This is a genomic window from Methanobrevibacter sp. (assembly GCF_030539555.1).
Classification (GTDB): domain Archaea; phylum Methanobacteriota; class Methanobacteria; order Methanobacteriales; family Methanobacteriaceae; genus Methanocatella.
The window spans coordinates 1-24,393 of the sequence record NZ_JAUNXX010000021.1; the positions used below are offsets into that span (position 1 = coordinate 1).

Sequence of the window (24,393 nt, forward strand, 5' to 3'; positions counted from 1 at the left end):
AGTGCATCCTGCAGCATGTATCCCATATTTTTCATAGCTTTCATTTGTTGCACAGGATTGTGTATAAATATTATATCTCTCTGATATCTCACCAATCCCTTTCAATAGCTTTTCTTTATCCTCTTCAGTGAGTGGAATTATCTCAGGCATGTTCTCTTCAACTTTTTTGTACATATCAACAAAGCTGAATATACATCTGTAAACTAATGGTGAAATCTTTTCAGCCATATACTCAAATGTTTCCAGATGTTTTTCCATAGTGTATTTTTCAGTAAGAAGTATTGGATCATATCTCCAGAGAATCTTATTGCTACCAACAATATCAGATAATCGTTTCAACGTTTTAATAGATTGATTTATTGATGGGACTTTCGGTTCTATGTCCTTGCCATATGCAGTAATCGTGTAGTTACACAATATATTGTACTTTTCATCAATGTCACCTATATGTTTCAGGATAGGTTGGTAGTTTTTGGAGCAGAACAGAAGACAATCAACATCTTCAGGATTTAAACTTAACTTATATACATTCTCCCTTGCAAAGGGATTTCTTGAATATGCATATCCCTCTTCAAGTCTGTTCAATAGCCATGGAGTATAGTAGTTCACTATATCTGTTCTTCCGCCGACATTTATTATCATGTTATCACTTACTATATCTGGTGACATTAACATTTCTTATTTGTGTTTTGACCAGCCTTATGTAACCACTTCTGATAAATAATAACTGTTCAAGACAACATTTTTATTTCTATACATTCACTAATATTTTTATTTTATATCTGAATATATGTTAAAATTCTACGATTTGAACGAATTTCCAAAACTTTAATTATTGAGGAAGAATAATATTATTATTTGTAGTGAGAGAAAAGTAGTAGATAATTTCTATACTATTGGCATAACAATACTTACAACCGTGAAGGCAAGTATTATATGCTCCAATATCCCTGCCAAATATACAATTACATTCACGGATTTGGTATTTTCCTTTAGGGATTTTTAAATTATATCCAATAGCTTTTTCAATAACCTGCTGAGTCATACATCCCGAAGAATCAAATCCGAATTTGTCCAGTAGAGTTCCTTCAACACATGTTTTCATTTGAATATTATATTTCTTGGCAATTTTTGCAAATTCATCTCCAATAATTAGCATTTCATCCTCACTAACTTCCCTGACCTCCGGAAAATTCCTTAAAACCTTCCGGTACAAGTCAATGAAACTGATTGTACAGTCATTAGTGTAATCTTCAAGTTCGCATGCCATCTCTTCAAACTTGTCAATATGATAATCCAATGAATATTTTTCATCAACAAATATCGGATCATATCTCCATGAAACCTTATTGATTCCCAAAGTTTCTGATAACTTTTTAAAGCTTTTAATAACCTGTTTATAACTTGGAACATTTCTTTCTATATCTTTACCGTAAGGAGTTATCGTTACAAACCAGAACTGATTATAATCATCAATTTTATCAATATTTTTTAGTAATGGTTTGGGATTTTTACTGCAAAAGCACAAACAGTCAATGATTTTAGAATTCAAAGGATATTTATAAATATCATCATTATAAGGATTTCTTGTGCATACAAAACCCTCTTCAATCCTGTTTAAGAACCACTTATGAAAAAAAGCAGGAATATCAGTTCTTGAACCTGTATTGATTATCATGAAAAAAAAGAAAAATAAAAGAGATTTATAAATCTCTTCCGAAAATGTGTACAGCTGCAGTACCACCGGTTCCTCCAATGTTATGGGTCATACCGATTTCTGCACCTTCCACTTGTCTTCCACCAGCTTCTCCTCTAAGTTGCCATACAATTTCAGCAGCCTGAGCAATACCTGTAGCACCTAATGGGTGTCCACGTGCCTTAAGACCACCGGAGGAGTTGATTGGGAAATCACCGTCGATTTCTGTTTGACCTTCTTCAATAGCTATTCCGCCCTTACCTTTCTCAGCAAAGCCCAAATCTTCTACTGCCAAAAGCCCGTTGATGGAAAAACAGTCGTGCACTTCAGTAACATCAATGTCTTTTACTGTTACTCCCGCCATTTCATAAGCTTTTCTGGAAGCCACTTTGGTAGATTCAATAGTAGTGATATCTTTTCTGTCGTGTAATGTTAAGGTTCCGGAAGCCTGTGCGGAAGCTTTTACATAAATTGGAGTATCAGTGTATTTTTTAGCGTTTTCAGCAGGAACCATTACAATAGCTGCTGCTCCGTCACTTACAGGAGAACAGTCAAGTAAGGTTAATGGATCTGCCACCATGGTAGAGTTTAATACTTTATCTACAGTGATTTCAAATGGGAATTGTGCATTTGGATTTTTGGATGCATTTTTATGGTTTACTACAGAAAACTGTGCCAGCTGTTCGCGTGTAGTGCCATATTCGTACATGTGTCTTTTTGCAATCATTGCATATAATGACGGGAAAGTTGCTCCCTGTTGTGCTTCCCATTCCTGGTCTGATGCAGTGGCAATAGCCGGGGTGGCATCAACGACATCTGTCATTTTTTCAACACCTGCAGAAATTACCACATCATGAAAACCTGATGCAACTGCCATGATTCCCTGTCTTAGAGCCAATCCCCCAGAAGCACAAGCAGCTTCAACTCTTGTGGTTGGAACTGGATTAAGACCTACATGGTCAGAAATAAGTGCAGCAATGTGTTCCTGTTCTACAAAGAGTCCGGAAGACATATTTCCAACAAACATTGCTTCAATGTCAGCACCATCAATTTCTGCATCCACTAAAGCTTTTACACCTGCCTCAGCAATCAAATCTCTGAATGATGAATCCCATAATTCACCGAATTTTGTTTGTGAAACTCCGATAATCGCAACATCTCTCATAAAAAAGCCCCCTTACATTTTAATTTTGCCTTTGAATTTAGCATAAACAGCATAATCAACATATGTTTTGTCATTGATAATATCCTGTGTTTTTGGAGCCAATTCTCTTCGCTCAACAATTTCATCTTTTACTGTAATTGTAAATCCATCACTTCCTGCACCTGATCCGTATGAGACAACAAAGATGTTATCTCCAGGCTCTGCAACATCCAAAATATTAGATAATGCAAGAGGTACAGCACCAGAGTAGGTATTTCCTATATTAGGAGTTAATAATCCTTGTTTGATTTGCTCTGATGAGAATCCTAATTTTTTACCTGCTCTTAGGTAAAATTTACCGTTAGGCTGATGGAAACATGCATAATCATAATCTTCAGGTTTAGTGCCTGTCTCTTCAAATAGCATTTTAGCCGCACTTAAGACATGCTTGAAGTAAGCAGGTTCACCTGTAAAACGTCCTCCGTGAGACGGGTAGTTTTGACCTTCTCTTCTATAAAAATCAGGAGTGTCTGTAGTGAAACTGACAGTTGTGTTAATATCAGCTATTGTATTTTCTTTTCCTATAATATACGCCGCCCCACCGGCAGAAGCAGTGTATTCCAAAGCATCACCAGGCGCACCTTGTGAAGTATCAGCACCAATAGCCAATCCATATTCAATCATGCCTGATTCAACAAGTCCCATTGTCATTTGAATACCTGCGGTTCCGGCCTTACAGGCAAATTCCAAATCTGCAGCGGTCATTTTTGGAGTTGCGCAAACCGCTTCCGCAACAATAGAAGCAGTTGGTTTTACTGCATATGGATGGGATTCTGAACCGACATAAACAGCACCGATTTTACTTGGGTCGATTTGAGCTCTTGCTAGAGCGTATCTAGCAGCAGTTACCGCAATAGTTGCAGTATCTTCATCAGCAGAAGGAACGGACTTTTCATTAACAACCAATCCATTAGATAAAGCTACAGGGTCATCTCCCCATACTTTAGCTATTTCTTCTACCTTAATTCTATATGATGGCACATGTGCCCCATATCCTACTATTCCTACCATTAAATCACCTTAAATAATAATCTTAAACGAAATTAAAAATTAATTTAATTATTCATATTATATTTTTATTATTATATAAAATTAACTAAAAAATAGCTATTTTTTAAACAAAATAAGAATTTTAAAAAAAGAAAACATATTAAGATGCAGTCGCCGGGATTCGAACCCGGGTTGTAGGCTTGGAAGGCCCAAGTAATAACCAGACTATACCACGACTGCATAAAAAATGCGGCGTCCGGGATTTGAACCCGGGTCTCTAACGTGGCAGGCTAGAGTCTTAACCAGGCTGGACTAACACCGCATGAAAACTAACAACAAATAAACTTATGTTTTAATGTTATATAAAACTTTCGATTATTTTGAAATTCACAAAAAAATGATTAAATTTTTCTGGCTAAAATGCAAATCCAATCATTTTCTTCATCAACATATGCTTTGAAATCTTTAAAACCTGTTTTTTCAAGAGATTGCCTTAAAACATCTTCAGAGTATATTTTCATGTCCAGAAGTTCTACCAGGTCATCATATTTTTCCATTTCACCTTCTTTGTAGACAGCTTCATTACAGAAAAATACTAAACCGTCCTTTTTTAAAACTCTGCATACCTCTTTCAAATCATTGATAAAATCCGGCCAGAAATAAATTGTTTCAAAACCTGTTACAATGTCGAAAGTCTCATCATAAAACGGCATGTCAGATACAGATCCCTGCAACACATTTACAATTCCCTTATCGATTGCTTCCCGGTTCAGTTTAGTTGATTTTTCAACGCTTACTTCAGAATAATCTATTCCAACGACACGGCCGTTTTCAGAAATCTGTTCTGCAAAGCGTTGGATGTTTCTTCCACCACCACATCCGATGTCAAGGATTTTACTGTCATCATTTACCTCAAAATGGCTTACACCCCACTGAGCCATTGCCTCATGGGATTTGTTCATTCTATCCAGTATCTGATGGCCGAGTTCGCCAACGGGTTTTCTTGCATTTTTAATCAATTCTTTATCCTCAATATTATGACCTGTATTAACTTTATCATTTTCACTCATGTTATCACTTCTTCATTCCCTTACGGGTTTTAATGGCTTGACCTGTTTGGAATTGTTCAATTTCACAGGCCCCTAAAAGGGCTTTGCCATAAGCCAGTAACTTGTCATCTTCAGAAACGATCAGAACTTCATCTTTTGCCCGTATATTTTCATCGCATTCGCTTACAAACTTGCAGAAAACGCTTTTTCCATCAAGAGCAAACGGCACGGAATCTTCAGTTACAACAACCCTGTTTTGCGGATAAGGCATTGCATTGTGAAGTCTTTTCGCACCTTCTTTTGATAAAACTAAAAATGAATCGGATGCCCTCATATTAACAATCAACACTTTTCCATCATAGATATGTCTGATTTTTCCAGTTTTTTTACTTTTCTCTATGTTTATGTTGCCTGTGAACAAAGCTTCCCCAGCACCAACACCGAACTGATAATCGGCAATGGCCTTAATCTTTTTGACATCATCCTTCTCATATCTTATTTCATCCGAATCAATGCATTTATTGTAAAGGCCTATTTCCAGATCCCTGATGATTCTTGAGTGGATTAGAACCTGTTCATAGTACTCAACGAATTCATTGATGAAATCTTCAATAAATTCTATGCTGTCCACATCACGGGTTTTGGGAGCATCATTTTGACTTAAAGGATATACTTCATCAATTTCAAGCGGTATCAATCCAAATGGAACATCCAATACCATGAAATCAGTATTGTCAAGGTCGATTTCCTGTTCAGCACCATAAATATAGAATTCACCAAGTTTTCCTGAGATGAATTTGGAGTAAGGTTTTCTTGTAGGCGGCAAAATGACCAAATCACGTTTCTTAGGCATTTCTCGTAATTTCTGCATGTGCCTTAAAACTTCAGACCTGCAAAGTGATTCGGGACCGGTGTAGAAAAATGCGGACTTTTTGCTTCTCGGATCATATTTTTCCAAGTCCTGTGAGTAGTTTCCAAGTTGCCTTACAGCTTCAAGAAGTGCCGGATGTGCTCTGCATCGCTCTTCAACAAGTTCCATCAAACTGCCTTCATAAATGGCCTGTCTGATTAATCTCAACTCTGCAAAGGAAACATGCAAATTGTGTTGAGCTATCAAATCTCTTCTTTGCTCTTTAGGCATTGCCCTCAAGTCATCTGGAGTGTATTTGGTGCACACTTCACAGGAACATGGCATTTCCTGCAGGTTCTCCAATTTGTAAGTTCCTCTTGTTGATAAAAGCCTGTCATCTTCAGCATATAAGATATAAGCCGCTGAGTCGAACAGATCACATCCCATTGCCACGCACAATGCGAATATCATAGGGTGTCCTGCACCCATCAGGTGGCGGGGAACGGTGTCTGACAACTCCTTCATGGAATTCATTACAACATCAACCAGGTCTTTATAGTGATATGACTCCATCAGAGGAACTACAGCACCTATAGGATATAAATCAGCGTCAAGCTTGGACAGCTCCTTTGCACATTCACGTCTTAAATCAAGGAATGTTGAACCCTGAACAACGGAATTCAATAACATTTCCATATTCTGCTCTTTTTTATATGAAACCGCTTCCTTTGCCCTTTCAAGAGTAATCTTCAAATCGCTTTCAGCCTTTTCACGGTCTACAAAAGGTGCTGTCGGAATATCCAGACTTGTTCCTATATCTGTTTTAATCAATTCCTGGAATTCAATGACTTCCTTGTTGGTGATTTCAACATCACCGTAAACGGACAGCTGGAAAGAACCGGAATCTGTCATGATAGGTCCGTCGAAGTGTATCAGTTCATGCAGTCCCTTTTCAACAGCCTCTTTTTTTAGGTCCTCATCCTTATAAATTAAATACGCATTGGTAATTACAATATCAGCACCATATTTGCCCACATCTATTGCCTGTTTTCTAGGGTGGATTACCGGCATCAATGCTGGAGTTTTAACGTCTCCATGCTTGGTTTTTAGAACACCGACCCTCCCCATATTGTCTTTTGCTTTGATTTCAAACATTTATTTTACCTTACCTGATTGATTTTGAAAATATTCAATTAAAATCATATAATTCAGAAATTATGAGAAAAATACAATTTTATATTGGTTTTATAAAAGAATGGTCTCCAACAAATTATTTGGAGCACCACCAATATCTAAATAAAGTTTAAACTAGAAATTATATAAATTTTGCTTATCTGAAAAATAAAAATTGCCATTGGGATGTTGAATTATCAGAATCATGAAAAAATTGATAAAATAAGAAAAAAGGAAAAAAGGAGGTTAAGATAACTTAACCCGTTCGTGTTTATAATTTAGCCATCTCCTTTTTCGGCATTTTAGACAAATTGTTATTTATCTTTTTGATTTTTTTAAGGGAGTTCATTTTTTTATTAGCTGTTTTTTTGATTTTAATGTTTTTATTTACCTTTTTATTGAGTTTTGGATTAATCTTTTTGTTGATTTTTTTAGCATTGATGTTTTTCTTTGCTTTTTTGTCAACTTTAAGAACTTTTTTGGTTTTGTTATCCATAGGCTTCATATCAGACATGTTTTTGATGTCTTTTTTTGGAGGAAGTGAAGCATTGTTTTTGTGGTCCATAGGTTTTGGAATGTTCTTATCTTTGGAGGACACATTCTTTGGCACATTAAAATCTGAAGGTTTTTCCCCATTATGTCCGTACAAATTCACATTTCTATTATTTTTATCTCCAATATTCTTTGGAGATTTATCGAATGATTTTTGTTCATTATGGGATTTTAAATCGTCAACATGACTTTGCATGGCATTACTTCTTTCGCCTGCAACATCATGTCCAACAATATTGGTCTGTCCGAGGGCGTGATCTGATGTCGCCCCGTTAACTTCAGCAGCACTTATTGCTGAAACATTTGTAATTATAGCGAAAGATAACATAATGAACAAAAACATTATTAAAATATTCTTTTTATTATGCATTTTTTCATCTCGCTTTTTAATCAATCCCAAGTGAAAAAATTGTAAAATTTTTACTTAAAATTTTTAAGTAAAATATCACAATACTTAAGATTGTTAGTTATTCTTTTGAAATAAGTCATATATAAATCTTTTTATCAAAAAATAAGCAAAAATAATAGAAAAATGTAAAAAATAAGCAATTTTAAGCGAAAAATTAAATGGATTAAAACTGCTGAAATCAGCCCTAAAAGGTTGAAAGCTGAAGACATCCGAAAGACAAAATCGAATAATGATAATATCAAATCTAACGTAACCTTCTCAGATAAGGCAAATAATCATCAAATCAGCCCATTTCAAATTAATTCCAATAAATAATAAGCAAATCATATCAAAAATCATGCTTTAACGGTTTATTAAATCAGAATAGAATAGAAATGAGAAAAGATTATAGAAATTCCAAAACTCTAAAAAAAGAACAAACAACAAGTATTTAGCAAAACAGGCAAAAATAAATATAATTTGAATTAAAACAAATTAAGAAGAAACTGACTAAAAACGATTTCATAAATTAAAAAACCCACAATTTAGTCCTTATTAATCATTAATAAATATTTAAGAGCCCCATATTAGAAAATTCAAGCTTAAAATTAAATTTAATTTAAAGCATGAAAAAATCAAAGATATGACCTAATCGTGTGTTATTTCCCAATCAGCCACCATATAAACCTCATCCATTCCAAATAAGCAAGTGAAATCGGATGAAAAATAATGTAACATCCCACTGACAATCTGAAAGAGACATTTAAAAATCAGCATCAAAGCAGATGACTGCAGACCATTCTGCAAACATCACTACCAAATCCCATTGGAATAACCTACATCTCTAAAAAATGACAACAATTAATCATTAAAAAGACAATTTAAATAATTTTAATCAATAATATGCTTAAAACAACATCATAAAACGATTTTATGAAAAATTTTCATAAAAACCCATCTTTTCTTATTTTTTCATTGAAAACTTCGACAATCCATAAATATTAAAAAAAATAAACTTTTCTATTAGATAAAATGAGTTATGAAGAAAATGCTAGAATAATTAGTGATGACATATTCGATTTGGTCAATTCATGTTTCGATGAAGAAAAAAGTAGTCGAAATAATGAAGGAAGGGTTAATTTTTTTGATACTTACAAAGATTATTTTGTTTTAACTGATGATGGATCATATTCTATCAACTCAAAGGAAATAAATCACAAAGTTGAAACGTTACATACATCTACAGGTGCAATAAGTGAGTCATTTGAGAAGTTTATCAAGCCGATGAAATTCAATTACAATAAAGACTTGGCCATCCTAGACATCTGTGCAGGACTGGGCTACAATTCATCAGCGGCAATAGCTGATTTTATGAAAAATAGCTCCAAGTCCAGCTTAACAATAGATATGGTTGAAATATCCCATGCAACGCTTGCCTGTGGACTTTTGGTACCTTCACCCATTAATGAACATGACATTACCAAAAAAGCAATTGAAGATGAACTTATTGCTCAGGATTATGCAACATTAAATATGGAGAAAACAGAAATTCCTGAAAACATCACCATCAATGTCTATATTGAGGATGCAAGGCAAACTGTCCAAAAATTAAAGGACAATACCTATGATGCGATATTTTTAGATCCATTCTCACAGAATATGGCTCCGGAATTATTCTCACTCGAATTCTTTAAAGAATTCAAACGGATTATTAAGGATGACGGCATCGTTGCCACATACACTTCATCAGCCCCCATAAGAGCGGCATTTATTGAAGCAGGATTCTATATAGGGCAAGGTCCGATATTCGGAAGAAAACAAGGTGGAACACTGGCCAGTCCGAATCCATTGATGCTTGACACCTCACTTCCAAAAAACGATGAGATAAGAATCGCACTGTCCGATGTCGGAATTCCATTCAGAGACCCTGGTTTGAACAACATGAGCGAATACATTTTAGAGAAAAGAACTGAAGAAAGACACATTGCACGTCATAACACAAAAATCTCATCAGCAGTCAAAACGCCGATATTTCTAGCCTGTGAAATGGATGATGAAAAGCTGAAAAGAAGGGTTGAACGCAATCTGGCCAAGATGAACATCCCATCAACAACATCGAAAGAGGCTTTCTACATAGTTGAATGTGAGAAAAATTACTCAAAAAAACAGGACAGCGAAAACAATTCAAGAAATAGAATTTTAGATATGGAAAAAAGATTAAAAAAAGTTAAATCGGGAAATTATGGATAAACATAACTTCCGCTTTTAAGTGCATATGCTTCGGCTTTAGACGAATCCACTGTAGGGGAAACGATTGTCAGATGCATTGGATTTGACCATACATGCTCATTACCGAAGACTGAAAAGTCACAGTCACAGTCAGCACAGAAAATCATTCCCTCAATACTGCCCGGCTCCTTATTTCCTGTTGCAGGGAAAATTCCAACATCAGTTGTTTCGTCCTTTGCCCAGAATACACTCCAATAAAGGTTATGACCATGACAATACGGGCATGTCCTTTCAAATACTGTTTTGTACCAGGTATATTCAGACGCATCGCCTATCGCTGAAGGCCTACCTATGGCAAGGATATATTTTCCATCTTCAGAAACACCATACTTGTTAAATTTCATACCTGTGAACCCTGCATAAACCGTAATTTTCTTGGATATTGTGTAGCCATTGGTTAAATCCTTACACGTTACAGTATAGGTACCTTTATTAAGTTTAAAGCTGAGACTTGCAACACCTTTTGAATTAGTTTTTACAGTGTATGTTTTTCCGTTGAGGGTAATCTTCATATTTGCATATTTACGAACACTGCCGTCTGATTTTAAAAGAGTTGCAGTATACTTTGCAGTCTTATCCTGATATGCAATTTTATTGCCTGCCTTTATAGTCGGAGCTTTAACACTTACATTGGTTTTGATGCAATAACCTGTGTAGGGATCATTTGATGTGAATGTGTAAGTTCCTTTAGCCAGCTTGAAGCTGACACTTGCAACACCATCGGAATTTGTCTTAAGTGTTTTTTTAACCCCTTTGATGTAAACATAGACTATTGAGTTTTTAACCAATTTCTCATTCTTGTAGAGCTTTACCTTGAATGTGGCGGTTTTATCTGAAAATGTTGTTACTTTATTTGCATATAAAGTAGGTAAAATTTTAACGGTGTTCACCTTTTTTTCTCCGGTTTCGGTATTGATTGAAACCATGCTAAATGATCCTGGTTTGGAAACGATATCTATTGAAGCCACACCCCTGGAATTAGTCTTCACACTGAAATATTCACCTTTGCGATAGAATTTAATATATTTATTCGCCAATACCTTTCCGTCACTGCCGTAAAATGTTGCTGAAAATTTCTTATAGCTTGAATAATGCTTCACAAGACCTGAAGACTTGATGGAAGTTTTTACAACAATCTTATTTGATTTTTTGTATCCGTTCGGATGGATTGCATAAACAGTATATGTTCCGACAGCCAAAGAATAGGTACTTAAAGTCGCTATACCGTTCGAATTTGTTTTTTTAGTGTAGGTCATGTTATTTATCTTAAACTTGACATTGGCATTCTTTAACGGATTTCCATGATTATCCAAAAATTTAGCAGTGTAACTCACTGTGCCCTTATAGGTTTTAGTAACATCTTTTGCTACAACCACGGGCAATACTTTAACCTTATTGTTAACGCTTACCTTATTATAAGCGGCAGAAACAACATAACTTCCGGAATTCAAGTTGATTGGAACTGACACCTTTCCGGATTCATCAGTGACCTTTTTATAAACGACACCATTGAGGTTTACAGACAATGATGCGTTCTGTACAGGTTTTGAATTTTTTAAAAGCGTTACTTCATAACTTGATCCGTTTTTATAATACATATTTACGTCACTGCTGCTTAGCGTATATCCTCCGCTTGCAGCATCAAGATTATCATCAGCAGAACTGTCTTGAACACTGCCCGAAGGAGGTTCCTCTTCTACTTCCCCGAGAATCATGTCATCTGAAGAATTGGTGTCTGCAGCTGCAATAGCTGAAATTGACAACATGAAAATCAGAGTTACAAAAAATAATTTTATTTTCTTATTAAACATAACGTCGACTCCATCTAACATTTTGTTTGTAATAAATCATATTACACTTTTCTTATAAAAAGCTTTTGATTATCAAAAAAAACACAAAAAAGGTTAATTTGGGAAAAATAAGCACAAATAGAGTTATAATGAAAATGAAAATAAACAGATAGTTGAAACTGATATCAAAAGATATAATTTAATTAAAAATGCAATCATGAAAATAATTATTTTAAAAAAATTGATACATAAATACAACTTTAATTAAACAGAATATCAATTTAACATGCCCAAATAAAAAAAGAAAAAAGAAAAATCCGACCAGTGATTATAAAAATAAAACATCAGCTAACTTTAAATTTAAAATAAAGCCAAAATAATAAAAAAAGATGAGACTGTTGAAAAAGCCTATTCCACAGTCACACATTTTGCCAAGTTTTTAGGTTTGTCGGGGTCATGTCCCTTTTCAATTGTAATATAATATGCAATCAACTGCAAGGGTACAATGTAAACCAGCGGCGCAATTATCTCTTTGACATCAGCGTTGATTGATATTACAGAATCCGCCTTGGCCTTTAGCGATTCATCATCACAGGATCCCACAGCCAAAACATTCGCACCGCGAGACTTCACCTCTTCAAGATTGCTCATGGTCTTCCTGTAATTGTCTCCAGGAGGTATTATAACTACAACAGGAATTCCTTCATCAATCAAAGCCAAAGGACCGTGCTTCAGCTCACCTGCAGCATATCCTTCACCATGAATATAAGTAATCTCCTTAAGCTTCAATGCACCTTCCAATGCTGTCGGATAGGAATAGCCCCTTCCCAGATAAAAGAAGTCACGGGCATAATTGTAGCGTTTTGAGATTTCCTTAATGTAGTCAATATCTTCCAGAGCCTCATCGATGAAATCAGGCACCTTTTCAAGTTCCTTAAGCAACTCCATATTTTTGGAAAGCAATGCCGCAAACAGGTAGATTGATGTTAGCTGTGCAACATATGTTTTTGTTGCTGCAACACCTATTTCAGGGCCTGCCTGAGTTTGAATTACATAATGTGCTCTTCTTGTAATGGATGATCCTGCCACATTAACGATTCCCAAAGTCCTGGATGTCTGATTGGCAACGTCCAACGCCTTAAGTGAATCGGCTGTTTCACCTGATTGTGAAATGAATATTACCATAGTTTCTTCATTTAAAGTATTAGCGGAATATTTAAACTCAGATGCAAGGATGACATCAGTCGGAACACCAGCAAGGGATTCAATCAGATATTTACCTGATAATGCAGCATGATACGAAGTTCCGCATGCAACGAAGCATATCCTTTGGATATCCCCAACATCATCGATTATTTCCTGAATGTTATCCTTTTGAGTCAATGTATTTCTGACGGCTGTTGCCTGTTCATTAATCTCCTTAATCATGAAATGGTCATAACCTTCCTTTTCAGCCATTTCAGGTGTCCAGTTGATGGTATCTATCTCTTTGTTTACCACATTGTCGAATTCATCATGGACAACAACACCTTCCTTATCCAAAATGACTATTTCTCCCCTTTCAGGATAGATTATGTCCCGTGCATACTTCAATATGGCTGGAGAGTCGGATGCAAGATAATATCCTTCCTCACCAATCCCAACAATCAATGGTGAATCTTTACGTGTTGCAACAATTTTATCAGGTTCCTTTTTACTGATAACCGCCAATGCATAAGCTCCCTCGACAATATCAATAGTTTTTCTCACAGCATGTTCCAAGTCGAACTTTTCATCCATAAACTTTTGAATCAGATGAGGAATCACTTCAGTATCTGTGTCTGATTTGAATACATGACCTTCGAGAGTTAATTTTTCCTTGATTTCAAGATAATTTTCAATAATACCATTGTGAACAACAGCGATACTGTTGTCTTCATCAACATGAGGGTGTGAATTCAGTTTTGACGGATCCCCATGAGTTGCCCAACGGACATGCGCTATACCGAAGTTTCCAGGCATGTCTGTTAAATCCAATTTCTTATCCACTTCTTCGATTTTGCCTTTGTCCTTTTTAATGTGTATGTTATCATCAGCAAATGTAGCCAAACCAATTGAATCATATCCTCTATATTCCAATTTAGAAATACAATCAAAAAGGATAGGTGCTACATCTTCATCTTCCTTTAAAATACAACCTACAATTCCACACATCTAATCACCTTTGTAATTGTAAATATCCTCATAAAGATTTACTACATCCCCTATTATAAGAATAGCTGGAGTGTTGATTTTCTTATCGGAAATATCGCCTAAAGTTCCAAAAACCACATTTTCATCAGGAAGTGTTCCGCTTTCAATTGCACAAACAGGTGTGTCGGCTGAGCGATATTTCATGATTTCAGCAGTGTTTTCTTTGATATTTCCAATTCCCATTAGAATTATTAAAGTATCGGCAGTATAGTCCCAATGCACCTGACTTTCAGCTTTTGTCGGGTCTTCATGACCTGTTACAACAGTAACAGAAGTTGCCACTGCCCTGTGAGTTACAGGCAGTCCAAGGGATGTTGGTGCTCCAATAGCTGAAGTTACGCCCGGAATTACCTCAAATTTGATATCATGTTCCATTAAGGCCAATATCTCTTCTCCTCCACGACCAAAGACAAAAGGATCGCCTCCCTTAAGTCTTACAACATTTTCATGATTTTGAGCCTGTTCAATAATTAACTCATTGATTTGGTCCTGAGTTTTATAATGCTCGCCTGCCTTCTTTCCAACATATATTTTTTCTGCATCATCAGGAGCATGTGCCAATATTTCTTCATTGGCCAGATAATCATATAAAACAACATCAGCCTTATTTAAAGCTTTTACAGCTTTAAGAGTTATTAAATCAGCATCTCCAGGGCCTGCACCTATTAAATAAACTACCATTATACCACTTTATAAAAATCCTTTAAAGAAGTTTAAACCATCATCTGAACCGAAGAGTTCCTCGCAAGCCCTTTCAGGGTGAGGCATCATTGCACAAACAAGACCGGATTCATCGCAAACGCTTGTTATTGCTTCCATTGAACCGTTAGGGTTTTTGCCTTCAAATTGCAATACGATTTGGTCCTGATCTTTTAATAAATCAATGTCTTCTGTGTAAAATCTTCCTTCAGCATGAGCTATTGGAAGTCTTATTGTTTGACCTTTTTCAAAGGCTTTTGTGAATGGAGTTCTTGATGTTCCTACTTTAAGCTCAACCCATTCACAGTTGAATTTGGGATATTCATTTGTTATGAAAATTCCTGGAACAAGGCCTATTTCGCCTAAAATTTGCGCTCCGTTACAGATTCCCAATACCGGTTTTTCCTCTTTTACCAACTGCTTAATTCCATCGATTACAGGAGTGATGGATGCCATAGCACCTGCCCTCAGGTAGTCTCCATATGAGAATCCTCCAGGAATGACAATACCGTCATAGTCAGTCAGGCTGTCTTCGCTCCACCATACATATTCCGGAGTGAGACCGGCAAGTTCAATAGCCTGTGCAACATCCCTGTCACAGTTGGTTCCCGGAAATCTAATTACACCAATTTTCATCTCAATCCCTCTATTTGCCACAGGCCATGTTCTGTGGAATGACATTGATTTTATAATTGTGAATTACTGGATTGCAGAGCAATCTTTCACACATGTCTACGACATTTTCTCTGATTACCTCTCTGTCTTCACCTTCCATCTGGAATTTGATGGTTTCAACAGTCTTAACGTTTTTAACTTCATAACCCAATAAATCAAGAGACCTTTCGACTTGAGTAGCTTCAGGATTTAACATACCGTCTTTTAAAGAGATTTTAACTTCAATATCAAATAACATATAACTCACCTAAAAATCAAATTTTTCCTCATCAGGAATAACTCTATTGTATACTTCAATATAAGCGTCCATAACTTCATTATCTTTTCCTTTTCTGAACAGTTCCTTATCCAGCATCTCCAATGTTTCACTGTCCCATAATCTGCATCCGTCAGGAGATATTTCATCACCCAAAAGAATGTTTCCATCCTTGTCCTTACCGAATTCAACTTTGTAATCAACCAGAATAATTCCTGCATCAGCAAAGAATTTGGTTAACACTTCATTGATTTTCAATGCCTTTTCGATTAGGATATCTATTTCCTCATCACTAGCAATGCCCAATGCATTTATAATTGAACGATTCAGCATAGGATCGTGATATTCATCGTCCTTGAAATCCATTTGAACTATTGGAGGTTCCAGTTTGGTGCCGTCTGCAATCGGGTATTTGCGAACCAAACTGCCAGTAGCTATATTTCTTACGATAACTTCAATCGGAATCATTTCAAGTTTTTTAGCAAGCATGATGTTAGGTTCAGGCAAATCAATGAACTGGGTTTCAACGCCGTTTTCCTCTAAAACCTTGAAGATTTTAGCAGATATGATTGCATTGTATGCTCCTTTCTTGTTCATTACCTCTTTTCTTGCTCCGTCGCCGGCAGTCATGTCGTCTCTAAACTCGATGATGACTTCATCTTCGTTGTCTGTAGTGTATACGCTTTTTACTTTTCCACCGTTAATTAACTCTTTTTTGTCCATGATATCAACAAAATTATTAAATTAGTATATTATAATTTTTAGATAAAATATTATATAATACTATTTAATGAGATTTAAAAGAAGTTAACTAAAATATATTATGATTAAAAAAAAGTTAAAAATGAATGTTTTAAAAACACTCATTTGAGATTTCGGACAATTTCCAAATCGAGGCCTGTTGCCCGGGAAACAATTTCCTCATCAACACCCTCTTTAAGAAAGTTGCGAGCATCCTCATATTTAGCATCATCAATACCGTCAAGATAAGCCAAATTAACTGATTCCTCAAATCCTGTGACATTAGGCTCCAAACCATAATCTTCAGCTTTTATATTTAACATTTTTTCTACCTCTTGTCTTTCTTTTTCTTTTAAAAACCTTTTTAACATTTTCCTTTGACAGTCGATTAAATCCCTATGGAACTCATCATCATCAATTATTGCATTAACAAGCAAGTTAGAGGTATCTTCAAGCAATTCCTTAATATCGAAGTCATGCTCCATGTCCGGAGCGATTATCAAATCAATGGCTTCATTATCAAGTAAAGCAATATTATTTTCAATTTTGTATTTCATATTACTTAAAAATTCCTTCGCATCTCGAGTTTTTGTGTAAAAATAATTCAATTAAAAGAAAAGTTTAAAAAAAATAGAAAAAATAGCAGTTCTATAAGCCATTGACGTATTTTACATCACTTTCAATTTGACCGAATTTCATCCCATTTAAAGAACCGTTCGGAAGGATTGACATTATCACAACAGGATATTCCTCAGCCGGTTTTAAAAACATCTGATGAGTAACGTCCTGACGTGTTGTAACTACTATTTCATAATTGTCATCTGTTTTTGTGAGGTCTCCATCCAAAAAGACCTCATTGAATGTTTGATTTAAAAGATAATCTGGAAACTCACAGTCAATCTCGAAATGCTCCAGCAAATCCTTAAGAATCATGGCACTCATTCCAAGCTAGGGAGATTTCCTTGATCTGACTCATATGAAGAACCTATAAGTTCACCTGAATCTTTGTCATATTGACGGAATCCACCATCTTTATAAGTCACTTCACGATAATATCCTTCGCCGTTTTGAGCATTGAATTTCACTTCTTCACTTACAATGTCACTATCTCCTGATTGTGAGCTGGAAGATGAATCTGAACTTTCAGAAGATGCAACACTACTTACTTTATCTTTTACCTTGCCAATAATATCTGAATTGCCATCGTTCATATTATCACCTAATTCATTCATGAAAGAATATGCTACAGCACCGCCAACAATCAGCAATGCTACAATAATCCCTAAAACGATTATGATAAAGCTTTTCATATTCTCACCTCTTTTAAGCTTTCAATTACAATTTGAAACAAGTCCTTAAAATACTTTTCTATTGAATTTATATATCACAAAAAATAAAATAAAATTATGGATATGAAAAACACCGCAATACTTCTCATGCTTTTATTATGTATTTTGGGTTTGATAGTTGGAGTCTATTATACTGATGCCAGCGAAGCCGATTTAAACACAGATGACTATAATGACATAATAATTGATGATGCAGAAGAAACAATCACCATTGACCTGTTGAACCACAACCCCAACAGTTTAAATCAAAAAATGCAGGATTTACTTTTCAATCTAAACTAAAGCCAACTCTGCAAAAATATTGGAGATATGGCTACTGTTACTTGTGAATGATTCAATATTTTGAGTATTTTCTATATCATCAATCAATACACAAATTACCGCATTTAGAGAAATTGATTTATCATCCACAGAAACTTCCATTTTGAAAAAGAAAATATTATTTAAACTTTCTTTTTAGATTGAATCTTTTAGAAGCGTCTAAAATCTCAAGTGATATCGGTGAATTGTTTACATCAAAATCAAGTAAAAGCCCATCATCCATTTACAATATTACACAATGATATCAATTTTACAAAATAAAATCAATGAAAAAAATAGAATGATTAGAAATTAATCCAATCAAATTTAAACTCTTTCTTCGGCATTATCCCAATTCTCATTTTTGGCAGGTAAAAGGGTGAATGCCAGACTGACACCCAACAACAGCAGGGCTGAGACTATGGTAAAGTTCAACTGATCAATGGTACTGTTGTTTATAACGTCAATCATTCCGCCAACCCAAATGATTGAAATGACGATTGGAAGAATGTATTTAACGATAAGCAGCCACCATTTGCCAAGCTTAATGGTTTTTGACCTTGCATTCAAGAAATCAATTAATTTATCAGCCTTAAATACCCAAGCAAATACGATACATTCAACTATAACACCAAACAGAAGTGCAATCTGGTTGATGAAAGTATCCACATAACCTAAAATCGAACCGCCATATGATGTTGCATAAACCATTGAGATTACAGCTCCGACAACGATTAGTATTGTCATGGTTCTTGACCTTGTAAGACCGAACTTGTTCTGGATTGAAAAGGACAACGGCTCGATTGTGGATAATATGCTTGTAAGACCTGCCAGATAAACTGTCAGGAAAAACAGAGGTCCCAAAACAACTGCCCATTGGCCAAGCACATTGAAAACTGTAGGATATGCTATGAAGACTAACCCAGTTCCTTGAGTGACAAGATCGGCCACTGCAGTTCCTGACTGAAGTGACATGTAACCCAAAATTGAAAATACCCCCAAAGCGGCAAAGTTTTCAAACAATGAGTTTGCAAGAGCGATTGAAATGGTGTTTGTAATCAAGTCCGCATCGTCTTTGGTGTAGCTTGCATATGTAAATGCTATTGACATTCCCAGACTCAAAGAGAATACGATTTGTCCGAAAGCAGCCATCCATATCTCAAAGTGAGTCAGCAAGGACCAGTCCGGGTTGAACAGTTGCGCCAAACCGATTGAAGCGCCCGGAAGTGTCAGTGAAAATCCGACAATGACAACCATGATGACAAACAATGCTGGAACCAACACCTTGGAAACCTTACCGAGACCCGCTTCAAGGTCCCTGTGAGAGATAAACCAGATGATTAGCCAACCGACAAGCATTGCAACGGCAATGACAGGTATGAAGTGGGTCAGGCCCATGTATGAATCTGAAGACTGAAGAAGTGTTGTGGTAAAATAGGCATTAGGATCTGCTCCCCAACCCTTAAAGAAACTCAAAATAATGTAAATTCCATCCCAACCCAGAATAGCTGAGTAATAAATCATAATCATAAAAACAGCCACCGGCAAAAGCCAGCCCAAATATTCAAATTTGGAGTCAATCTTATGGATTGCCTTTGCAAAAGAAGATTTGAAATCGTATCCGACGCCATACTCCAATATCAGAAACGGCATTCCCATAAGAAGAATTGCCACAATATAAGGGATGTAGAACGCTCCCCCACCGTTAGAGTACAGTACATAAGGATACCTCCAAATGTTTCCAAGTCCGACTGCAGAACCGATCATTGCCAGGATGAACGAAAGGTTGCTGCCCCATTCATTTTTATCTTCCATAATTTCCCTTTTTCCTATTAATTTTATGTCTTTAATGTTTGTCAATGAGACAATAAATAGGTTTAGATTAAAAATTAGTATGATCCGAAATCAATTTCATTTAAAATATGTGCAACACGGTCCTCTTCTGGAGGAAGTTGCATGTAATCACCATAAATAGGAGTCAATGTATTGTAATCATCATTAGGAATATTTCCTTCAATATCTTCAAATTTTGCTTTTTTTGGAGGTTTATAATCTGTTCTTAAAAATGTAACCCTTTCCATTAAAGTCAAATCAGTCACATACTTACCTTCATTAGATTCATATTTTGTGAAAAGTTTTAGCAGTTTCTTTTGAAAATGGTCTGGAGTCAAACCCAATAGATTCAAAAACTTATGTAATGAATTTAAAATAAAATTAACTGGTTTTGAATAATTATTAAAGGTCAATACTGAAATTGAGTGAAATCTTGCCATGAAATAACATCTTTGAATATAAAGCCATCTTTGAAACTTATTATTCGGGAGATTATCCAATATAAACAAATCAACATGAATTCCCAATTTAAAGGAAACCTGATTATCCCAGTATTCAGCCCAATACGTGTCATTCAAAGACATTCTGCCGAATTGAAAGAAGTATTCACTGTCATATCTTGAATCGAATATTGTGTATTTTTCATTAGGATTTTTTTCCATGACATTTAAAAACTTTTCATAATCTTCTCTAAATAAAATGACATCAACATCATCATCCCATGGAATGAATCCCTGATGTCTGATTGCACCTATTTGAGTTCCATAGATTAAATAATATTCTATGTTATTTTCATCACAGATTTCAGTAAAATCCTTTAGAATCATCAATTCAACATCTTTAATGTGCTGAAGTGTTTCTTCATTTTGATTACTTCCCATTATAATCTCCACTATAAAAAAAAATTATTTATGTCAAACTACATCTTAAAATTTCAATTTATGACAACTCAAAACGAGTTATCATAATATTTATTCAACTATAAAAAATTTATATTGAGTTTCTGTATGGTCACTTAAATCTTTAAAGATATCATCTGAAAAAATATTATCGCAATTTAATTTCTTGAAAACTTCAACATATTCGTTTTCTGTACGATAAATTGCGTTATAATCTGATTCCAAACCTTCTGAATAGAAATCTTTAAGAGTTAGTCTTGTTTCCAAACAGGAAATTGGTTCCATGGCAAATATTTTCATGTTTTCAGAGCCAATATTATTTACTTCTTCCATTACAGCCCCAATATCATTGTCATTGATGTACATTAAAAATCCGCTGAAAATAATCACATCAAAAGGTGGTTCAATTAACAATTCATCAACTTTAATGTCTGTAGCTGACATAACCTGAAATTTACAGTTATCATAATTTTGTGATTTATTTGCTATTTCAATTAAATCTTCTGAGAAATCCAATCCTAAAAATGATTCACATTTATCATGTAATGCTTCTGCCCAACGACCAATTCCACAACCGATTTCAATGACCTTCTTACCTTCAACACTAATATTTTCAAATAATAATTTTTTCTCTTCTTCATGCCTTTGTTCAGAGTTTTCCTTATCTTGAAATAAAAAAATTGACAAATCACTATCAAAATCTTTATTTACTCTTTTATTAAAGAAATCTTTCACTTTATCAGAATTAATATCTTCTTTATCACCATATAATCTAGACATAAAATTCACCTATTAAAATAATATTATTAATTTACTGCTAAAAAATATGAATTTAACATATATAAATAATTGTTGGATTACTTAATTAATATATGACAACCCCATTTTTTCTAAAAACTAATCAGGCAATCATCCAAAATATCAATGAAATCATTTATATCATTTAATATTTATTGATAATATCAAATTCATTATTTTCAAAATCTTCCATTATTTTACAAATTGCTTTTGAAACCTGATTTTCAACGTATGCATTATTCTTACCGAGTTCAATAGATTTTGCAAATGCTACAAGTTCATATCTTATCCCTTCACCATCCAATTGGTAAAAATACTTTTTATTATCCTCTTGATTTTCATATCTTAATTCAAAATAATCTGTTTTCCACCAAGGTGCCGGAACATAGGCATAACCTTCACTTCCAGAGATTATTAATTCACCCTCAGATTTGACACTATTTCCAACTTTAATTGATGCAACCGCATTTTCAAATTGGAAATCTATTTTTGTAAATAAATCAAAATTAGGTTTATCCTCTAAAATCAATGAACTAATTGTTTTGTTCTTATAATCTACACCCAAAATTTGGAATATTGGTAAAAGTGCTGTTGGTCCCCAAGAAGAAATACTATTCCAAGATTTGTCATCATATTCCCTTATACTTGTACAGGTTGCATCGACTGAATAGACATCACCAATATTGCCTTTTTTAATTAAAAGTAACAACCTATTGAATGCAGTTGAATAAGCAGTTTTAATCGAATCCATTAATATCAAATCATTTTCAGAAGCTAATTTTTCCAATTCAACATATTCATTTTTAGCTAAAGCTATTGGAGATTCGCATAAAACATGTTTTCCTTGATTTAAAGCCTTTTTAATTTGTGAATAATGTTTTGATGGATGAGATAAGATAAATACTGCATCAACAAGATTTAATAACTCATCATAATCATCAATTAAACTTAACTCTTCATTTTCATAACATTTTTTCTCTTTTTCATTATCAGTACATATTGCATTAACAGTAATTCCATTAACTAATTTAGATTCATCGAAAAACTTTTTAATTATATTGCCATTACCAACAAGGCCTAAATTAACGCTCCTATATTCAGATCGTATATCCGAACTTGATATTCCTTCAGTTCTAGGTAAATAAACTACATCACAGAATTCTTTAAGATAATCGAATTCACCAACCCAGTCTGATCCTATTGCAAATATGTCAACACCATATCTTTTTATATCATCAATTTTTTGACCTTCATATTCTTCAACAATTATCTCATCAGCAAGTCCAGTTGCCCTAACCGATTCAATCCTCTCCATTAAAGATTGCTTTACATTGATTTTACCTCTTTTTTTATCAAAATCATCTGTGGTAACACCAACAATTAAATAATCCCCCAAATTTTTTGCCCTTTCTAAAAGTCTTTGATGACCATAATGAAACAAGTCGTAAGTTCCATATGTAATTACTTTAATCATGAATAATTCCTCTTTTTTCTAAATCATTTAATGCATCAATAAGTTTATCATTATCCTGAATTGTTAAATATCCAATATGACCGACTCTAAACATATTATCAGCTAAATCGCCTCCATTTGGATTAACCCAAATATTATAGTCCAATTTTAATTTTTCAACAATTTCTAAAGCATTACTACAAAAAACTGCAGTAACTGAATTAGACAGAGATTCTGTTTTAATTTCAAATGGCAACTCAGAAATTCTTTTTCTAAAATCTTGCGCCAAGTTAGCAATTCTTTCAATTTCTGATTCAACACCACCTTGAGATTCAATTTCTTTTAATCTTTGATTAATTTGTAATAATATACTTACTGCGGGAGTGAAAGGAGTTTGACCTCTTTCAGCATTTTTTAACATATCTTTGATATCAAAATACATTGATTTAACATGATTATTTTCAACTCTTTTAAGCGCATTTTCTCCCAAAACAACAATAGAAACACCGGGTGGACAAGCTAATGCTTTTTGAGAACCCGTTATCACTACATCAATGTCCTGTTCAACCATATTTAAAGGATTAGCTAAAAATGAACTTATGGCATCAACAACTAAAAAAATGTTATTTTCTTTACAAAAATCACTGATTAAATCCAAATCATAATAAATTCCAGAACTTGTCTCACAGATATTAACTAAAAACCCAGTATAATCTTTATCCGAATATGAATCTAGAATTTCTTTTGTAATATTATGCCCAAAATCCAGTTGAATCTCTTCATTTGGAATATTATGAATCTCACATAAATCAACAAAACGTTGGCCAAAACCACCCCCATTAACAATGAGAACTTTATCTTGTTCATTAAATACATTCATAACAGTAGCTTCCATAGATGCCGTGCCAGATCCAGTAATAAATACAACTCTTGAATCATCACTAGCATATACAAACTCTTTCATCAATTCCTCATTTTCAAACATGACTTTTGAAAACTCATCATTTCTAAAATAAGGAGTCTGTTCACCCCCAATCTTTCGAACTGATGCACTACTCATTACAGGACCAACAGTGAAATTTAACATGAAAAAACATCCAAAATATACTTATTAAACAAAAAATTATATTATTTTATATAAATATAATTTAAAAAAAGAAATATTTAAAAATTTCCA

The 24,393-nt window shown here is 34.4% G+C and carries 24 protein-coding genes and 2 tRNA genes; 2 read left to right on the forward strand and 24 right to left on the reverse strand.

Going from position 1 to position 24,393, the window contains the following annotated elements; all coding sequences use genetic code 11:
- The 9 genes from Q4Q55_RS05600 to Q4Q55_RS05640 form a co-directional block, all read right to left on the reverse strand.
- Window positions 1-642, reverse strand: a 642-nt coding sequence (locus tag Q4Q55_RS05600) for a DUF1848 domain-containing protein (protein WP_303371844.1), incomplete at its 3' end; no start/stop codon positions are given.
- A 190-nt stretch (window positions 643-832) separates the two neighbouring features.
- Complete coding sequence (locus tag Q4Q55_RS05605) at window positions 833-1,678, reverse strand: DUF1848 domain-containing protein (protein WP_303371845.1); 846 nt, start codon at window positions 1,676-1,678, stop codon at window positions 833-835.
- 25 nt (window positions 1,679-1,703) lie between these two features.
- Complete coding sequence (locus tag Q4Q55_RS05610; RefSeq protein ID WP_303371846.1) at window positions 1,704-2,861, reverse strand: thiolase domain-containing protein; 1,158 nt, start codon at window positions 2,859-2,861, stop codon at window positions 1,704-1,706.
- A 12-nt stretch (window positions 2,862-2,873) separates the two neighbouring features.
- Complete coding sequence (locus tag Q4Q55_RS05615) at window positions 2,874-3,911, reverse strand: hydroxymethylglutaryl-CoA synthase (protein ID WP_303371847.1); 1,038 nt, start codon at window positions 3,909-3,911, stop codon at window positions 2,874-2,876.
- Between the two features lie 145 nt (window positions 3,912-4,056).
- A tRNA-Gly gene (locus Q4Q55_RS05620) sits at window positions 4,057-4,130 on the reverse strand.
- Between the two features lie 8 nt (window positions 4,131-4,138).
- Window positions 4,139-4,212, reverse strand: a tRNA-Gly gene (locus tag Q4Q55_RS05625).
- Between the two features lie 79 nt (window positions 4,213-4,291).
- Complete coding sequence (locus Q4Q55_RS05630; protein WP_303371848.1) at window positions 4,292-4,960, reverse strand: class I SAM-dependent methyltransferase; 669 nt, start codon at window positions 4,958-4,960, stop codon at window positions 4,292-4,294.
- Between the two features lie 4 nt (window positions 4,961-4,964).
- Window positions 4,965-6,944: a tRNA guanosine(15) transglycosylase TgtA gene (gene tgtA, locus Q4Q55_RS05635; protein ID WP_303371849.1), complete on the reverse strand. Its 1,980-nt coding sequence runs from the start codon at window positions 6,942-6,944 to the stop codon at window positions 4,965-4,967.
- A gap of 289 nt (window positions 6,945-7,233) precedes the next feature.
- The gene (locus Q4Q55_RS05640) at window positions 7,234-7,842 is read right to left on the reverse strand and encodes a hypothetical protein (RefSeq protein ID WP_303371850.1); all 609 of its coding nucleotides are present in this window, start codon (window positions 7,840-7,842) and stop codon (window positions 7,234-7,236) included.
- Window positions 7,843-8,934: 1,092 nt separating this feature from the next.
- Here Q4Q55_RS05640 and Q4Q55_RS05645 point away from each other — a divergent pair.
- Window positions 8,935-10,152 carry an MnmC family methyltransferase gene (locus Q4Q55_RS05645; protein WP_303371851.1) on the forward strand — a complete coding sequence of 406 codons (1,218 nt, stop codon included), beginning with the start codon at window positions 8,935-8,937 and terminating at the stop codon, window positions 10,150-10,152.
- On the opposite strand, the gene Q4Q55_RS05650 is transcribed toward Q4Q55_RS05645, so the two are convergent.
- The 9 genes from Q4Q55_RS05650 to Q4Q55_RS05690 all read right to left on the reverse strand — a co-directional run bounded on the left by Q4Q55_RS05650 (window position 10,143) and on the right by Q4Q55_RS05690 (window position 17,894).
- Window positions 10,143-12,002 carry an Ig-like domain-containing protein gene (locus tag Q4Q55_RS05650; RefSeq protein WP_303371852.1) on the reverse strand — a complete coding sequence of 620 codons (1,860 nt, stop codon included), beginning with the start codon at window positions 12,000-12,002 and terminating at the stop codon, window positions 10,143-10,145. The genes Q4Q55_RS05645 and Q4Q55_RS05650 overlap by 10 nt on opposite strands.
- A gap of 387 nt (window positions 12,003-12,389) precedes the next feature.
- Window positions 12,390-14,174, reverse strand: coding sequence for a glutamine--fructose-6-phosphate transaminase (isomerizing) (glmS, locus tag Q4Q55_RS05655; RefSeq protein WP_303371853.1), 1,785 nt, complete (start codon window positions 14,172-14,174; stop codon window positions 12,390-12,392).
- A complete protein-coding gene (cobA, locus tag Q4Q55_RS05660) occupies window positions 14,175-14,894 on the reverse strand; it encodes a uroporphyrinogen-III C-methyltransferase (protein ID WP_303371854.1) in 720 nt (239 codons plus the stop codon).
- 9 nt (window positions 14,895-14,903) lie between these two features.
- On the reverse strand, window positions 14,904-15,548 hold the full coding sequence (gene purQ, locus Q4Q55_RS05665) for a phosphoribosylformylglycinamidine synthase subunit PurQ (RefSeq protein WP_303371855.1): 645 nt from the start codon (window positions 15,546-15,548) through the stop codon (window positions 14,904-14,906).
- Between the two features lie 10 nt (window positions 15,549-15,558).
- The gene (gene purS / locus Q4Q55_RS05670; RefSeq protein WP_303371856.1) at window positions 15,559-15,825 is read right to left on the reverse strand and encodes a phosphoribosylformylglycinamidine synthase subunit PurS; all 267 of its coding nucleotides are present in this window, start codon (window positions 15,823-15,825) and stop codon (window positions 15,559-15,561) included.
- 9 nt (window positions 15,826-15,834) lie between these two features.
- A complete protein-coding gene (gene purC / locus Q4Q55_RS05675; RefSeq protein WP_303371857.1) occupies window positions 15,835-16,566 on the reverse strand; it encodes a phosphoribosylaminoimidazolesuccinocarboxamide synthase in 732 nt (243 codons plus the stop codon).
- A gap of 140 nt (window positions 16,567-16,706) precedes the next feature.
- Window positions 16,707-17,141 carry a hypothetical protein gene (locus Q4Q55_RS05680; RefSeq protein WP_303371858.1) on the reverse strand — a complete coding sequence of 145 codons (435 nt, stop codon included), beginning with the start codon at window positions 17,139-17,141 and terminating at the stop codon, window positions 16,707-16,709.
- Window positions 17,142-17,232: 91 nt separating this feature from the next.
- The gene (locus Q4Q55_RS05685; protein WP_303371859.1) at window positions 17,233-17,517 is read right to left on the reverse strand and encodes a hypothetical protein; all 285 of its coding nucleotides are present in this window, start codon (window positions 17,515-17,517) and stop codon (window positions 17,233-17,235) included.
- Window positions 17,518-17,522: 5 nt separating this feature from the next.
- Window positions 17,523-17,894 carry a flagellar protein, FliL gene (locus tag Q4Q55_RS05690; protein WP_303371860.1) on the reverse strand — a complete coding sequence of 124 codons (372 nt, stop codon included), beginning with the start codon at window positions 17,892-17,894 and terminating at the stop codon, window positions 17,523-17,525.
- A gap of 96 nt (window positions 17,895-17,990) precedes the next feature.
- Between Q4Q55_RS05690 and Q4Q55_RS05695 the strand changes: the two genes are divergently transcribed.
- Window positions 17,991-18,215: a hypothetical protein gene (locus tag Q4Q55_RS05695; RefSeq protein ID WP_303371861.1), complete on the forward strand. Its 225-nt coding sequence runs from the start codon at window positions 17,991-17,993 to the stop codon at window positions 18,213-18,215.
- Here the strand turns inward: Q4Q55_RS05695 and Q4Q55_RS05700 are convergent.
- From Q4Q55_RS05700 to Q4Q55_RS05725, 6 genes are all read right to left on the reverse strand, one after another.
- Window positions 18,207-18,356: a hypothetical protein gene (locus Q4Q55_RS05700; RefSeq protein ID WP_303371862.1), complete on the reverse strand. Its 150-nt coding sequence runs from the start codon at window positions 18,354-18,356 to the stop codon at window positions 18,207-18,209. The genes Q4Q55_RS05695 and Q4Q55_RS05700 overlap by 9 nt on opposite strands.
- 204 nt (window positions 18,357-18,560) lie before the next feature.
- Complete coding sequence (locus Q4Q55_RS05705; protein WP_303371863.1) at window positions 18,561-20,048, reverse strand: sodium-dependent transporter; 1,488 nt, start codon at window positions 20,046-20,048, stop codon at window positions 18,561-18,563.
- A gap of 74 nt (window positions 20,049-20,122) precedes the next feature.
- Window positions 20,123-20,947, reverse strand: a complete 825-nt coding sequence (locus Q4Q55_RS05710; RefSeq protein WP_303371864.1) for a phosphorylcholine transferase LicD — start codon at window positions 20,945-20,947, stop codon at window positions 20,123-20,125.
- Between the two features lie 90 nt (window positions 20,948-21,037).
- The gene (locus tag Q4Q55_RS05715) at window positions 21,038-21,745 is read right to left on the reverse strand and encodes a class I SAM-dependent methyltransferase (RefSeq protein WP_303371865.1); all 708 of its coding nucleotides are present in this window, start codon (window positions 21,743-21,745) and stop codon (window positions 21,038-21,040) included.
- A gap of 163 nt (window positions 21,746-21,908) precedes the next feature.
- The gene (locus tag Q4Q55_RS05720; protein WP_303371866.1) at window positions 21,909-23,237 is read right to left on the reverse strand and encodes a Gfo/Idh/MocA family oxidoreductase; all 1,329 of its coding nucleotides are present in this window, start codon (window positions 23,235-23,237) and stop codon (window positions 21,909-21,911) included.
- Entirely contained in the window at window positions 23,230-24,303 is a 1,074-nt protein-coding gene (locus Q4Q55_RS05725; protein WP_303371867.1) for an alanine--glyoxylate aminotransferase family protein, read from the reverse strand. The genes Q4Q55_RS05720 and Q4Q55_RS05725 overlap by 8 nt, the downstream gene beginning before the upstream one ends.
- Window positions 24,304-24,393: the final 90 nt, after the last annotated feature.